The following is a 13,339-nucleotide window of genomic DNA, read 5'->3' as shown; positions in this document are numbered from 1 at the left end:
CTTAACTCATGACAGGAATAATCTTGAGCAAGAACGCATTTAATGCTTATTTTAATAGCCTGTGTTTAGGAGTAAGACCACGAAGTGATTATATAATGAGCAAAACAGAACTATACGCGGCGTTAAACCGCGATTTTCAGTCGTTAATGGCAGGTGAAACCAGCTTTCTGGCCACGCTGGCGAATACCAGCGCGTTACTGTTCGAACGTCTTACCGAGGTGAACTGGGCAGGATTTTATCTCCTCGAAGGCGATACGCTGGTGTTGGGGCCGTTTCAGGGGCGAATCGCCTGTGTGCGGATTCCGGTTGGTCGCGGCGTGTGCGGCGCAGCGGTAGCGCAGAATAAGGTTCAACGTATTGATGATGTTCATGCGTTTGACGGCCATATTGCCTGTGATGCCGCCAGCAACGCCGAAATTGTGCTGCCTGTCACGGTTGGTGAACGGATTATCGGTGTGCTGGATATAGATAGCACGGCGTTTGGCCGTTTTACCGAAGAAGATGAACACGGCCTGCGTACGCTGGTCGCACAGCTTGAAACCGTGCTTGCAACGACGGATTACAAAAAATTCTTTGCGAGCGTCGCAGGATAATCAACGGATAACGTAGCAATTACTGATGGCGTCATTATAATGACGCCTGTTCATGCCTGCTGCTTGTTGGCTACGTCCGTTGTAATCAGGAAATTTCATGGAAAATCAACCTAAGTTGAATAGCAGTAAAGAAGTTATCGCGTTTCTGGCCGAGCGTTTTCCTCACTGTTTTAGTGCGGAAGGCGAAGCTCGCCCGCTGAAAATTGGTATTTTTCAGGATCTGGTAGAGCGAGTTGGGGGCGAAATGAACCTCAGCAAAACGCAACTTCGTTCCGCTTTACGTCTTTATACTTCAAGCTGGCGTTACCTGTACGGCGTTAAGCCGGGCGCAACGCGCGTCGACCTTGATGGCAATCCGTGCGGCGAGCTGGAAGAACAGCATGTCGAACATGCGCGTAAGCAGCTTGAAGAAGCCAAAGCCCGTGTTCAGGCGCAGCGCGCAGAGCAGCAAGCGAAAAAACGCGAAGCTGCCGCGGCGGCTGGCGAAAAAGAAGACGCGCCGCGACGCGAGCGTAAACCTCGCCCGGTAGCGCGTCGTAAAGAAGGCGCTGAACGTAAACCTCGCGCTGATAAACCGACGACGAAAGCGCCGCGTGCGCCTCGCGAAGAGAAGCACACGCCGGTTTCTGATATTTCAGTATTGACCGTAGGGCAGTCCCTCAAGGTGAAAGCGGGTAATAATGCGATGGATGCCACCGTATTAGAAATCACCAAAGATGGTGTCCGTGTACAGCTGAATTCGGGTATGTCTTTGATTGTACGCGCAGAACACCTGGTGTTCTGAAACGGAGGCCAGGCCTGGCATGAACACTTTTTTTAGGCTTACCGCGTTAGCTGGCCTGCTTGCATTAGCAGGCCAGTCCTTCGCCGTGGAAGATATTACGCGTGCCGATCAAATTCCCGTACTAAAGGAAGAGACGCAACATGCGACGGTGAGCGAGCGAGTAACGTCGCGTTTTACCCGCTCCCACTATCGCCAGTTCGATCTGGATGAGGCATTTTCGGCAAAGATTTTTGATCGCTATCTGAATCTTCTCGACTATAGCCACAACGTTTTGTTGGCGAGCGATGTCGAGCAGTTTGCGAAAAAGAAAACCGTGTTGGGCGATGAGCTGCGCACGGGTAAGCTGGATGTTTTTTACGATCTTTATAACCTGGCGCAAAAGCGCCGGTTTGAACGTTACCAGTACGCGCTAAAAGTGCTGGAGCGGCCAATGGATTTCACCGGAAACGATACGTTTAACCTGGACCGCAGTAAAGCGCCCTGGCCGAAAGATGAGGCTGAGCTAAATGCGCTGTGGGATGGTAAAGTGAAATTCGATGAGCTCAGTCTGAAACTCACCGGCAAGAGCGACAAAGAAATTCGCGAAACGCTGACGCGTCGCTACAAATTCGCTATTCGTCGCCTGGCGCAGACCAACAGTGAAGATGTGTTCTCGCTGGCGATGACCGCTTTTGCGCGTGAAATCGACCCGCATACGAATTATCTTTCTCCCCGCAATACCGAGCAGTTTAATACCGAAATGAGCCTGTCTCTGGAAGGTATCGGCGCGGTGCTGCAAATGGATGACGATTATACTGTCATTAACTCATTGGTCGCCGGCGGCCCGGCAGCGAAGAGTAAGTCAATTAGCGTCGGCGATCGTATCGTTGGCGTAGGGCAGGCCGGAAAACCGATGGTCGACGTCATTGGCTGGCGTCTTGACGATGTGGTGGCGCTGATCAAAGGGCCAAAAGGCAGCAAGGTCCGACTGGAAATACTGCCGGCTGGTAAAGGGACGAAAACGCGTATTATCACGCTGACGCGTGAACGGATTCGTCTTGAAGATCGCGCGGTTAAAATGTCGGTGAAAACCGTCGGCAAGGAAAAAGTTGGCGTACTGGATATTCCAGGCTTCTATGTTGGCTTGACCGATGATGTCAAAGTTCAGCTTCAGAAGCTGGAAAAACAGAACGTTAGCAGCATCGTTATCGATCTGCGTTCAAACGGCGGCGGGGCGCTGACGGAAGCCGTTTCGCTTTCCGGTCTGTTTATCCCTTCTGGTCCGATAGTTCAGGTGCGCGACAATAACGGCAAAGTGCGTGAGGATAGCGACACCGACGGCGTGGTCTACTACAAAGGCCCGCTGGTGGTGCTGGTCGATCGTTTCAGTGCCTCGGCATCGGAAATCTTTGCTGCCGCGATGCAGGATTATGGCCGCGCGCTGATTGTCGGTGAGCCGACCTTCGGTAAAGGGACGGTACAACAATATCGTTCGCTAAACCGAATTTACGATCAGATGCTTCGCCCGGAATGGCCTGCGCTGGGTTCGGTGCAGTACACCATTCAGAAGTTTTACCGTGTCAACGGCGGTAGTACGCAGCGTAAAGGGGTCACGCCGGATATCATCATGCCGACTGGCAATGAAGAGACGGAAACCGGAGAAAAATTTGAAGATAACGCCTTGCCGTGGGATAGCATTGATGCGGCGAAGTACGTGAAATCGGATGATTTGGCCCCGTTTGGCCCGGAATTATTGAAAGAACACAACGCGCGTATCGCCAAAGATCCTGAGTTCCAGTACATCATGAAGGATATCGCACGTTTCAATGCCATGAAGGATAAGCGCAACATTGTCTCTCTGAATTATGCGCAGCGTGAGAAAGAGAACAATGAAGAAGACGCTCTGCGTCTGGCGCGTATTAACGATCGGTTTAAACGTGAGGGTAAACCGTTGCTGAAGAAACTGGACGATCTGCCAAAGGATTACCAGGAGCCGGACCCGTACCTTGATGAAACGGTGAAGATTGCTCTGGACCTGGCGCATCTTGAAAAAGAAAAACCAGCGGAGCAGGCGGCAGCCAATAAGTAACGCTAAACAGGCACAAAAAATTGTGCCTGTTTTTTTAACAAGCGCAGAAGTCGTCAGGATAATGCTACAAAATGTAAAGTTGTGTTTTTCTCGTGACTTACCGCCTGGTGATGCTTGAAAATAGCCATAAGACCCATACGATGTGGGTAATCGCATAGTGCGCTTTGTTAAATTGAGGTTAAAAGAAAATTATGATGCGAATCGCGCTCTTCCTGCTGACGAACCTGGCCGTGATGGTCGTTTTCGGGCTGGTTCTGAGCCTGACAGGGATACAGTCGAGCAGCGTGCAAGGCTTGTTGATCATGGCGCTGCTGTTTGGTTTTGGCGGTTCTTTTATTTCATTGCTGATGTCCAAATGGATGGCGTTAAAATCCGTAGGAGGGGAAGTTATTGAACAGCCTCGCAATGAAAGAGAACGCTGGTTGATGAACACCGTAGCAACGCAAGCGCGCCAGGCCGGTATCGCCATGCCGCAGGTTGCTATCTACCATGCGCCGGACATTAACGCGTTTGCGACGGGCGCACGCCGTGACGCCTCATTGGTCGCTGTGAGCACCGGTTTGTTGCAAAACATGAGTCCTGACGAAGCGGAAGCCGTCATTGCGCATGAAATCAGCCATATTGCCAATGGCGATATGGTGACGATGACGTTGATTCAAGGGGTGGTTAACACCTTCGTTATCTTTATTTCGCGCATTATCGCGCAAATTGCTGCTGGTTTTCTGGGCGGCAACCGTGATGAAGGCGAAGGAAGTAACGGTAATCCGCTAATCTATTTCGCCGTTGCGACGGTGCTGGAACTGGTCTTCGGTATTCTGGCAAGCATTATCACCATGTGGTTCTCCCGTTACCGTGAGTTTCATGCCGATGCGGGATCGGCGAAGCTGGTTGGCCGTGAAAAAATGATTGCCGCGTTGCAGCGCCTGAAAACCAGCTACGAGCCGCAAGAAGCGACCAGCATGATGGCGTTTTGTATTAACGGTAAATCGAAATCGTTAAGCGAGCTGTTTATGACGCACCCACCGCTGGATAAACGCATTGAAGCGCTGCGTAGCGGCGAGTACCTGAAATAATAAGCCCACTGGCAAGTATGAAAAGCGCGTCGAATGACGCGCTTTTTTTACGCCTGAACGCGTGGTTGCGTAATACGTAAACCGCTCACTACCGCCGCGAGAGTCGCCAGGATCGCCGCTGCGAGCAGCGAAAGATGCGTACCGCTATCGCCAAACTGGTTCAACATCAGCGCTACCAGCGCGGCGCCAGTACTTTGGCCTAACAGTCGCGCCGTGCCCAGCATCCCGCTGGCGCCACCGCTGCGCTCACGCGGCGCGGAAGTGATAATGGTGTGATTATTCGGCGACTGGAACAGGCCAAACCCTGCGCCGCAAAGGATCATCGGCCAGATAATATTCAGATCGGAGGGGGAGGCTGGCAACATGACCAGCGCAAACAACCCGGCTGCCATTATCACCATTCCCAGCGCCCCCAGCAAACCGGCATGAAGACGTTCTATCAGGTATCCCGCCAGCGGCGCCATCACCATCGTTGCCAGTGGCCAGGGCGTCAATAACAGGCCGGTTTCTACTTCGCTACGGCCCAGCACGGTTTGCAGATAAAAAGGTAGCGAGACCATGGCTAACATTTGCGCGCAGAACGAGCAAATTGACGTGCCGATCGAGAGTGAAAAAAGCGGAATGCGTAACAAGTCGATGGGTAACAAAGGGACGGGCAAAGAAAGCTGGCGGCGCACGAAGAAAAAACCGACCACGACCAGAACGAGCAGCTCTGCGCCAATCAACGTTAGCGACTGTCCTTGGGCAAATCCGCTCAATGCGGTAATCAGCAGGCCAAATGTGAGCGCATTCATTACCGCGCTCGGTAAGTCAAAGCGCGGCTTAGTGTCATGGGCGATGTTTGCTGGTAAAAAGCGTATGGCCAGAATTAACGCGATGATACCTAACGGGACATTAATCAGAAACAGCCATTTCCATGATGAGATGGACAGGATCGCCGCGGCGATCGTCGGACCCGCGGCGGAAGAGACTGCGACGATAAAAGAGTTAATTCCCATGCCTCGTCCCAGATGACGCTGGGGGTAGATAAGACGAATCAGCGCCGTGTTTACGCTCATTAGCGCCGCGCCGCCAAATCCCTGCGCGATGCGCGCCAGCGTCAGCATCTGCAGCGAGTCTGAAAGCGCGCAAAACAATGATGAAAGCAGAAATACCACTAAACCACATTTATAGATCCGGCGATAACCAAACATGTCGCCTAAAAAAGACAGGGAAAGTAGTGAGACGACAATGGCGATTTGGTACGCATTGACAATCCAGATAGAGCTGGCAGGGGAGGCATGTAAATCAGTCGCAATGGTTGGCAGCGCGACATTAGCGATTGCGCCATCCAGAACCGCCATCGAAATACCGATAATAATCGTCAGGATAGCGCCGTATCTCTGCGGGAGGGGCAGGCCATCGGCCCGTGTTTTTTCCATAAGTATTTTGTAATAAGGGGAATTATGAGCTGAATAATAATGTTAGCATTAATACTGAGTTGTTATGTCGCAGATTTGTAACGAAGTAAGCAAAGATGGATTGCGGGCGACCTGGCGTGAAATTATAATAAAAACTCGTTCTGAATTTTATAAAACGCTCGTAATGAGGTGATAAATGGCAAACGCAGATCTGGATAAGCAGCCTGATTCTGTATCTTCTGTGCTGAAAGTTTTCGGCATTCTGCAGGCGCTGGGTGAAGAGCGTGAAATAGGGATTACCGAGCTATCGCAGCGCGTCATGATGTCGAAAAGCACCGTTTATCGCTTTTTGCAAACCATGAAAACGCTGGGCTACGTGGCTCAGGAAGGGGAGTCTGAAAAATACTCTCTGACGCTAAAGCTGTTTGAGCTGGGCGCACGAGCTTTGCAAAATGTTGATCTCATCCGCAGTGCGGACATTCAGATGCGTGAACTGTCTCGTCTGACAAAAGAAACTATCCATCTTGGCGCGCTGGATGAAGACAGCATTGTCTATATCCATAAAATTGACTCTATGTACAATCTGCGGATGTACTCACGTATTGGGCGTCGTAATCCGCTGTACAGTACGGCCATCGGTAAAGTGCTTCTGGCCTGGCGCGACCGTGATGAGGTTAAGCAGATTCTCGACGGCGTTGAGTATAAGCAAAGCACGGGACGCACGATTACCAGCACTGAGGTGTTGCTGCCGCTGTTGGATGAGGTGCGTGCGCAAGGCTACGGTGAAGATAACGAAGAACAGGAAGAAGGGTTACGTTGTATCGGCGTACCGGTATTTGACCGTTTTGGCGTAGTCATCGCAGGGTTAAGCATTTCGTTCCCGACGCTGCGCTTTTCAGAAGAACGCCTGCAGGAATATGTGGCTATGTTACACACTGCCGCGCGTAAAATTTCTGAACAAATGGGTTACAACGATTATCCTTTCTAAGCAACGTTATTAGCATGACGTTAAAAAAAAGCAGCTGCGAAAAATGTAGCTGCTTTTTTTATAACATCGGGTGGGATGAAATCGTAAAAGAAGATAATGTCTGTCGGCTTATTTAACGGTTATTAAAATATTATTTAACAGTACTTATGAACAACAGCCAATATAGCGGAATTATTGGTGATAGTTTCACTGTGAAATTATTTATTGCCGCTTAGCCATTATCCACCACGGTGGCGATTTTTCTGAAAATGGGACAGTCGGAAAAGCCAATAATGCCGCTGTTGGTATGGAGATATTGCGCCGTGCTGGTGCCGCGTGCGGTCAGGTAATGGCACTGTAAACCCAGCCCCGCAGCGTTCACTTTACTTCCCACCAGGATGCCATAGCCGCTCATCAGCAGGCCTATCCACACCAGGGCAAACAATACAATTGCGCGAATGATCAAACGCATTACTACCTCTTTTCTTTTTTAGTTAGAATAAGAGTAGCGTGTACATTGATTGAAACAAGTGAATCATTCCTAAAAACATATAATGCCGCTACAGTTACTCCTGGTTTAAGTAACTCATGATAATTTAGCGACATAAGATGTAAGATCGGAGAGTGGAGTGAAAAAATTTCGATGGGTCGTTCTCGGCATCGTGGTGGTAGTATGCCTGTTGCTGTGGGCGCAGGTGTTTAATATCATGTGCGATCAGGATGTACAATTTTTCAGCGGTATTTGCGCCATCAATAAATTTATTCCTTGGTAAACGTTTTACACCAGAGATTTCCTTCCCGTGTAGCAGTGGTAGAATGACGTCTCTACATTGAGGTGGTGAAATGAACGACGTTTTAAACTCTGGTGCGTTTTCTCTTGCATCTTTAATAGTATCAATGGTGGTTCTGGTGGTGGGGCTGGCGCTCTGGTTCTTTGTCAACCGGGCAAGTTCCCGTGCCAACGAGCAGATAGAATTGCTCGAAGCGTTATTGGATCAACAGAAGCGGCAAAACGCGTTGTTACGCCGCCTTTGCGAAGCAAACGAACCAGAAAAAGAAGCGGAACCCGCAACAGCGGCAAGCGAACCAAAAGAGGATGAGGACATCATTCGTCTGGTTGCTGAACGATAATGCTTACCGGGGCGCAAATGGCGCCAGTGCCATACGCCCCATTTCCCCGTCGGATCACTCCGCGTTGCCGTTTGCAACTGATACTACGGCATCAACGCCTTACATAATATATGGCTTTATATGCAACATAGTTTTATATGTATAACAAAAGGACATATGGCATTTTTGTGATACCGCTCATTCTCTATTAAAAGCGAAACGTTTCTCTCTCTTTATGGATTGTCATTGTTTGTTCATTATTTTAAGGCATTCTGTAAAGACGCAGAACATCACAAAAAGCGGTGTCGAAAATCGCTTTTCTTTTCTATTATTTTGATTAAAAGGTGTTTTTTATCATTGTGACAATTTATGCATAACTCAGCATAAAAAGTGATATGAAAAATACAGCTTTTAAATGTGATTTGATGCACTGGAAGAAGCGAAGTTATTGAGCTATGGTAGAAAAATGGCTTTTCAGCAGTGACGTTGTCAGGAGTCCGTCAGCGCGTGAGGATATATCTTTCGCAACTTTGTTGCATAAACGTGCTGTCAATTTGTGAAGGTTCTCGTAATTTGTGCGACGGATCGAGACACGTTTAAAAATGGCTTGCCATAATTAACGTTGTATGTGATAACAGGCTTTGGGTTAAACGAGGTACAGTTCTGTTTATGTGTGGCATTTTCAGTAAAGAAGTCCTGAGTAAACACGTTGACGTTGAATACCGCTTCTCTGCCGAACCTTATATTAGTGCCTCAAGCAGTAATGTCTCAGTTTTATCTATGTTATGCCTACGGGCAAAGAAAACACTCTAAGGAATTTTGCAAATGGCAAAGATTAAAGGTCAAGTTAAGTGGTTCAACGAATCCAAAGGTTTTGGCTTCATTACTCCGGCTGACGGCAGCAAAGATGTGTTCGTACACTTCTCCGCTATCCAGGGCAATGGTTTCAAAACTCTGGCTGAAGGCCAGAACGTTGAGTTCGAAATTCAGGACGGCCAGAAAGGTCCGGCTGCTGTTAACGTAACAGCTATCTGATCGACACCACTGATTTGATGCGTTTATCGCGTCAGCCTCAGATATAAAGCCTCGCTAAAAGCGGGGCTTTTTAATTCAATATCCTTCAAAATGTGTCTGGACGCGCTCTCGTTAGCGATTTGTTGCAAAGGCGCGATATTATTAGCATTGTTTTTTCTGGTTTTTCCGTCCGTTTCCCGTTAAATCAATCACCTGAAAAATGATTCGGCTGGAGATCAGGTGAAAAAGAAAAGCGACGGCGATACCCGTAATTTTACGCCCATACGTTTTGCACTACTTTGCACTGCCATTCTGCTCAGTATGGCATTGTTGTTAGGGCGGGTGGCATGGCTGCAAATTGTTACGCCGTCGAAACTGGTGAAACAAGAAGATATGCGCTCGCTTCGTGAAGTGACCACAGCCTCTCCACGCGGCATGATCACCGACAGAGAAGGGCGACCCTTAGCGGTGAGCGTTCCGGTTAATGCTGTCTGGGCCGATCCGAAGACTATCATAAGCAAAGGCGGCGTTGGCTACAATGAGCGCTGGCAGGCGCTGGCCAGCGCCTTACATCTGTCGCTCAGTACGCTTGCGGAACGGGTAAACAGTAACCCGGCAGGCCGTTTTATCTACCTTGCGCGCCAGGTTTCACCCCAGCAAGCCGAATGGATAGATAAACTGAATCTACCGGGTATTAACCTGCGGGAAGAGTCGCGCCGTTTTTACCCTGCCGGACACGTAGCGGCCAATTTGATCGGCTTTACCAATATCGACGGGCAGGGAATAGAAGGTATTGAAAAAAGCTTTAACGCGCAACTGACGGGAAAACCGGGCTCCCGACTGGTGCGTAAAGATAAATTTGGTCACGTTATTGAGAACATTACGGAAGTGAATCCGGTTCCTGCTCATGAACTTCAGCTTAGCATTGATGAACGTCTGCAAACGGTTACCGAAGATGCGCTGGATAACGCCGTCATCTGGAACAAAGCGGAATCCGGCGCTGCCGTATTGATTAACATCCCAACGGGTGAAATTCTCTCGATGGCGAGCTACCCGGATTTCAACCCGAACAACCGTGAAGGCGCGCAGTTGGACGATTTTCGTAACCGCGCGATTAGCGACACTTTCGAACCCGGTTCTACTGTGAAGCCATTGGTCATTATGACTGCGTTACAGCAGGGTATCGTGCAACCGGACAGCGTTATCGATACCCATCCTTTTACTCTCGATGGACACCGTATCCGCGACGTCGGTTACTATCCGGAACTGACATTAACCGGCATTTTGCAAAAATCCAGCGATACCGGCGTTTCTCACCTTTCTCTGGCGATGCCGGTGCAGAAATTAATGGATACTTATAAAAGCTTTGGTTTCGGCGTGCCTACCGGACTGGGTCTCACCGGAGAGAGCAGCGGGTTATTACCGAAACGCCGTTACTGGAGTGATTTAGATCGCGCTACCTTCGCTTTTGGCTATGGATTAATGGTGACGCCGCTGCAACTGGCGCATGTTTATGCCACGATTGGCAGCTTTGGTATCTACCGTCCGTTATCGATCACCAAAGTTGATCCGCCCGTGATCGGCACGCGGGTAATGCCGGAAGAACTGGTGCACGAGGTGGAACATATGATGGAGAGCGTTGCGTTGCCTGGCGGCGGCGGAACAAAAGCCGCAGTAAGAGACTACCGTATTGCGGTCAAAACCGGGACGGCGAAAAAAATTGGCGATGATGGTAAATACGTCGATAAGTATGTGGCATATACCGCAGGCGTCGCGCCGGCAAGTAACCCCAGATTTGCGCTGGTGGTGGTGATTAATAATCCGCAAAATGGGGCTTATTATGGCGGCGCGGTATCTGCGCCCGTATTCAGCCAGATCATGGGCGATGTGCTGCGGCTGGAAAATGTTGAGCCAGATGGTATGCCAGCCGATTCAGATCACCTTCTGGTGATGCATGGCAGCCACGTTGCGGTTCCGGGCTCGTAAAGGATTTTCCCGGGGCGCAATTCGCGTTACACTTGCGCCCTTTAGCGCCCCAGTCCGGAGTTGTCATGTCGTTTACCTGTCCGCTTTGCCATCAGCCGCTTACGCAGATTAATAACAGCGTTATATGTCCACAGCGCCATCAGTTTGATGTGGCGAAAGAGGGCTACATCAATCTGCTGCCGGTACAGCATAAACGTTCGCGCGATCCGGGCGACAGTGCCGAAATGATGCAGGCGCGGAGAGCGTTTCTTGATGCGGGCCATTATCAGCCGCTGCGCGATGCCGTGATTAACCTGTTGCGCGAGCGGCTGGATCAGTCGGCCACGGCGATTCTGGATATTGGCTGCGGCGAGGGGTATTACACTCACGCTTTTGCCGAGGCGTTGCCGGAAGTCACCACGTTTGGACTGGACGTTGCTAAAACGGCGATCAAAGCGGCGGCGAAACGCTATTCGCAGGTGAAGTTTTGTGTGGCGTCAAGCCATCGACTGCCCTTTGCCGATGCGTCAATGGATGCGGTGATCAGAATCTATGCCCCGTGTAAGGCGCAGGAATTGGCGCGTGTGGTGAAACCTGGTGGTTGGGTCGTTACCGCCACGCCGGGGCCGCATCATCTGATGGAACTAAAAGGGCTCATTTATGATGAGGTGCGTTTACATGCGCCGTATACCGAGCAGCTCGACGGATTCACATTGCAGCAGAGTACCCGCCTTGCTTATCACATGCAGCTCACCGCCAAAGCGGCTGTAGCACTGTTGCAAATGACGCCATTTGCCTGGCGCGCCAGGCCAGAAGTGTGGGAACAACTGGCTGCCAGCACCGGACTTAGCTGCCAGACGGATTTCAACCTTCATCTCTGGCAGCGTAACCGTTAACCGTGAAAATGCGTCCAGAGGATCTGGACGCCAATTCCTATCAGTACGACCCCGCCGAGAATTTCAGCACGCTTACCCAGCATTGGGCCGATAAAGCGACCGATCATCATTCCGAAGGTGGACATGATAAGCGTGGCGCAACCGATAGCTAATGCGGTAGCGATGATGTTTACCTGCAAAAACGCCAGACCGACGCCAACCGCCATCGCATCGAGGCTGGTCGCGATAGCCGTCGTGACTAATAGCCAAAAGCTGTGGCGGCGTAACGGTGTTTCGTCTTCATCACTACCGCCGCGGATACCTTCGATGATCATGCGTCCGCCCAGAAAGATCAGCAGAACAAAGGCTATCCAGTGGTTCCACTCCAGAACGAATTTACTCGCCAATATCCCCAGCCCCCAGCCGATTAACGGGGTCAGCGTTTCAACCGCGCCAAAGATAAGGCCGGTACGCAACGCTTCTGAGAATTTGGGTTTATGTAGGGTGGCGCCTTTGCCAATTGATGCCGCGAAAGCATCCATCGACATGCCGAAAGCGAGAAGAACAGTAGCAGTAAAGTGCATGACAACGTCCTGACCGGGGTATCCATTAAACACATCACTGCCCCCAGCAAACATGCATGTCGCCGTTCTGTGACGAAATACACAGCAGTTGATGCGCCTATGGTCTCGCCTGACCAGCGGCGGCTGGTCCGTACGCGCCACGTTTTGCAACGAGTATGTTGACGCGTACATTTCCGGAGTCTGGAAATCGGCTACTCCCCAATTGACGGCGCAACATTAACATATTTTTAGAATATAAAACAACAGCGATAAAATATTATTTGTCTTCTAATTGAAAACGATTTTCATTTAGATTTATTCATCAATAAAACGTTAAATTAAATAACAATTGGTCAATAGAAAATATAGCCTTAGCTATATTATGATTCGAAATAAAATTCGAAAAACATAGTTGAGGCTATATCTTAGGTTATTGATTTTCAATAAGAAGCTTATATATTTTTTCCAGATCGTCGATATTGCGTACACGGATAAGCAAGCGTCGTTGTTCTAATTGCATCACCAGTACGCCGTCCTCCGATAAATTCATCTCTTTAATACGGTTATATTCTATCCAGACATTGGCGAAGAAAAAACCACGTTGTTTAAAGATGATCCGTGGCGTGCGGATCCAGAATATATAAAACCCCATTAACGCCAGCGCACTTAATAACCATGTGGTCATCTGCGCTCCGTGGCTGGTTACGTTGTTATAAATAAGGATGGCGACCAGCCCAACGAAGATAACGCTGTCTACGCGACCACGGCGAAGCAGGGCTATAGAAAGCAGAGTGGGGCCATTGCGACGGGGCATGATGAACTGATCGTAGAGAGCGTAAGCCAATAATGCGGCAATAAAGAGAATCAGCACCAGGTCCGTGATAGTCATTTATCCTCCAGAGAAATAAAAAAACGGGGCCGTTTGGC

General features: G+C 49.8%; 15 protein-coding genes and 1 riboswitch. Of the genes, 11 read left to right on the top strand and 4 right to left on the bottom strand.

Translation table 11 applies throughout. From position 1 onward, the window contains the following. The first annotated feature begins 95 nt into the window (after positions 1-95). The 4 genes from J4614_RS04415 to htpX all read left to right on the top strand — a co-directional run bounded on the left by J4614_RS04415 (position 96) and on the right by htpX (position 4,518). Positions 96-593: a GAF domain-containing protein gene (locus J4614_RS04415; RefSeq protein WP_001518229.1), complete on the top strand. Its 498-nt coding sequence runs from the start codon at positions 96-98 to the stop codon at positions 591-593. Positions 594-690: 97 nt separating this feature from the next. Further along, the gene (proQ, locus tag J4614_RS04410; protein WP_000431401.1) at positions 691-1,377 is read left to right on the top strand and encodes an RNA chaperone ProQ; all 687 of its coding nucleotides are present in this window, start codon (positions 691-693) and stop codon (positions 1,375-1,377) included. Between the two features lie 19 nt (positions 1,378-1,396). Next, on the top strand, positions 1,397-3,445 hold the full coding sequence (prc, locus tag J4614_RS04405) for a carboxy terminal-processing peptidase (RefSeq protein ID WP_001091241.1): 2,049 nt from the start codon (positions 1,397-1,399) through the stop codon (positions 3,443-3,445). A gap of 191 nt (positions 3,446-3,636) precedes the next feature. Then, entirely contained in the window at positions 3,637-4,518 is an 882-nt protein-coding gene (gene htpX, locus J4614_RS04400) for a protease HtpX (RefSeq protein ID WP_000984498.1), read from the top strand. A 47-nt stretch (positions 4,519-4,565) separates the two neighbouring features. On the opposite strand, the gene J4614_RS04395 is transcribed toward htpX, so the two are convergent. Next, entirely contained in the window at positions 4,566-5,939 is a 1,374-nt protein-coding gene (locus J4614_RS04395; RefSeq protein ID WP_000416139.1) for an MFS transporter, read from the bottom strand. 175 nt (positions 5,940-6,114) lie between these two features. On the opposite strand from J4614_RS04395, the gene kdgR reads away from it, so the two are divergent. Beyond that, on the top strand, positions 6,115-6,906 hold the full coding sequence (kdgR, locus tag J4614_RS04390; protein ID WP_208293074.1) for a DNA-binding transcriptional regulator KdgR: 792 nt from the start codon (positions 6,115-6,117) through the stop codon (positions 6,904-6,906). A gap of 211 nt (positions 6,907-7,117) precedes the next feature. On the opposite strand, the gene yobH is transcribed toward kdgR, so the two are convergent. After that, entirely contained in the window at positions 7,118-7,357 is a 240-nt protein-coding gene (yobH, locus tag J4614_RS04385) for an invasion protein YobH (protein WP_001236777.1), read from the bottom strand. Between the two features lie 157 nt (positions 7,358-7,514). Between yobH and mgrB the strand changes: the two genes are divergently transcribed. The 6 genes from mgrB (at position 7,515) to rlmA (ending at position 11,870) form a co-directional block, all read left to right on the top strand. Continuing rightward, positions 7,515-7,658, top strand: a complete 144-nt coding sequence (mgrB, locus tag J4614_RS04380) for a PhoP/PhoQ regulator MgrB (protein ID WP_000714547.1) — start codon at positions 7,515-7,517, stop codon at positions 7,656-7,658. 70 nt (positions 7,659-7,728) lie between these two features. After that, positions 7,729-8,016, top strand: coding sequence for a YebO family protein (locus tag J4614_RS04375; RefSeq protein ID WP_001000660.1), 288 nt, complete (start codon positions 7,729-7,731; stop codon positions 8,014-8,016). A gap of 648 nt (positions 8,017-8,664) precedes the next feature. Continuing rightward, on the top strand, positions 8,665-8,808 hold the full coding sequence (locus J4614_RS04370; protein WP_001537930.1) for a DUF2627 domain-containing protein: 144 nt from the start codon (positions 8,665-8,667) through the stop codon (positions 8,806-8,808). Between the two features lie 12 nt (positions 8,809-8,820). Further along, positions 8,821-9,030 carry a transcription antiterminator/RNA stability regulator CspE gene (gene cspE / locus J4614_RS04365; RefSeq protein WP_001062678.1) on the top strand — a complete coding sequence of 70 codons (210 nt, stop codon included), beginning with the start codon at positions 8,821-8,823 and terminating at the stop codon, positions 9,028-9,030. A gap of 219 nt (positions 9,031-9,249) precedes the next feature. Further along, entirely contained in the window at positions 9,250-10,995 is a 1,746-nt protein-coding gene (ftsI, locus tag J4614_RS04360) for a peptidoglycan glycosyltransferase FtsI (RefSeq protein WP_000730322.1), read from the top strand. A gap of 65 nt (positions 10,996-11,060) precedes the next feature. Continuing rightward, positions 11,061-11,870: a 23S rRNA (guanine(745)-N(1))-methyltransferase gene (gene rlmA, locus J4614_RS04355; RefSeq protein ID WP_061377497.1), complete on the top strand. Its 810-nt coding sequence runs from the start codon at positions 11,061-11,063 to the stop codon at positions 11,868-11,870. Here rlmA and mntP read toward each other — a convergent pair. Both mntP and J4614_RS04345 read right to left on the bottom strand, forming a co-directional pair. Beyond that, positions 11,867-12,433: a manganese efflux pump MntP gene (gene mntP / locus J4614_RS04350; protein ID WP_138020006.1), complete on the bottom strand. Its 567-nt coding sequence runs from the start codon at positions 12,431-12,433 to the stop codon at positions 11,867-11,869. The genes rlmA and mntP overlap by 4 nt on opposite strands. A 111-nt stretch (positions 12,434-12,544) precedes the next feature. Next, positions 12,545-12,646: riboswitch (yybP-ykoY riboswitch) on the bottom strand. 196 nt (positions 12,647-12,842) lie between these two features. After that, positions 12,843-13,301: a DUF986 family protein gene (locus J4614_RS04345; RefSeq protein ID WP_000156280.1), complete on the bottom strand. Its 459-nt coding sequence runs from the start codon at positions 13,299-13,301 to the stop codon at positions 12,843-12,845. Between the last annotated feature and the right edge of the window lie 38 nt (positions 13,302-13,339).

It is taken from the genome of Salmonella sp. 32031103-2018-00083-FB-01-SM-01, from assembly GCF_017571995.1.
GTDB classification, from domain to species: Bacteria; Pseudomonadota; Gammaproteobacteria; order Enterobacterales; family Enterobacteriaceae; genus Salmonella; species Salmonella enterica.
This window is presented reverse-complemented; position numbering and strand designations above follow the sequence as displayed.

Bases quoted from the DNA above. Each gene is read 5' to 3' on its own strand.
- yobH (WP_001236777.1), bottom strand. From the start codon at position 7,357: ATGCGTTTGATCATTCGCGCAATTGTATTGTTTGCCCTGGTGTGGATA.
- kdgR (WP_208293074.1), top strand. From the start codon at position 6,115: ATGGCAAACGCAGATCTGGATAAGCAGCCTGATTCTGTATCTTCTGTG.
- J4614_RS04415 (WP_001518229.1), top strand. From the start codon at position 96: ATGAGCAAAACAGAACTATACGCGGCGTTAAACCGCGATTTTCAGTCG.
- rlmA (WP_061377497.1), top strand. From the start codon at position 11,061: ATGTCGTTTACCTGTCCGCTTTGCCATCAGCCGCTTACGCAGATTAAT.
- htpX (WP_000984498.1), top strand. From the start codon at position 3,637: ATGATGCGAATCGCGCTCTTCCTGCTGACGAACCTGGCCGTGATGGTC.
- prc (WP_001091241.1), top strand. From the start codon at position 1,397: ATGAACACTTTTTTTAGGCTTACCGCGTTAGCTGGCCTGCTTGCATTA.
- proQ (WP_000431401.1), top strand. From the start codon at position 691: ATGGAAAATCAACCTAAGTTGAATAGCAGTAAAGAAGTTATCGCGTTT.
- mntP (WP_138020006.1), bottom strand. From the start codon at position 12,433: ATGCACTTTACTGCTACTGTTCTTCTCGCTTTCGGCATGTCGATGGAT.
- J4614_RS04375 (WP_001000660.1), top strand. From the start codon at position 7,729: ATGAACGACGTTTTAAACTCTGGTGCGTTTTCTCTTGCATCTTTAATA.
- J4614_RS04345 (WP_000156280.1), bottom strand. From the start codon at position 13,301: ATGACTATCACGGACCTGGTGCTGATTCTCTTTATTGCCGCATTATTG.
- J4614_RS04370 (WP_001537930.1), top strand. From the start codon at position 8,665: ATGTGTGGCATTTTCAGTAAAGAAGTCCTGAGTAAACACGTTGACGTT.
- J4614_RS04395 (WP_000416139.1), bottom strand. From the start codon at position 5,939: ATGGAAAAAACACGGGCCGATGGCCTGCCCCTCCCGCAGAGATACGGC.
- cspE (WP_001062678.1), top strand. From the start codon at position 8,821: ATGGCAAAGATTAAAGGTCAAGTTAAGTGGTTCAACGAATCCAAAGGT.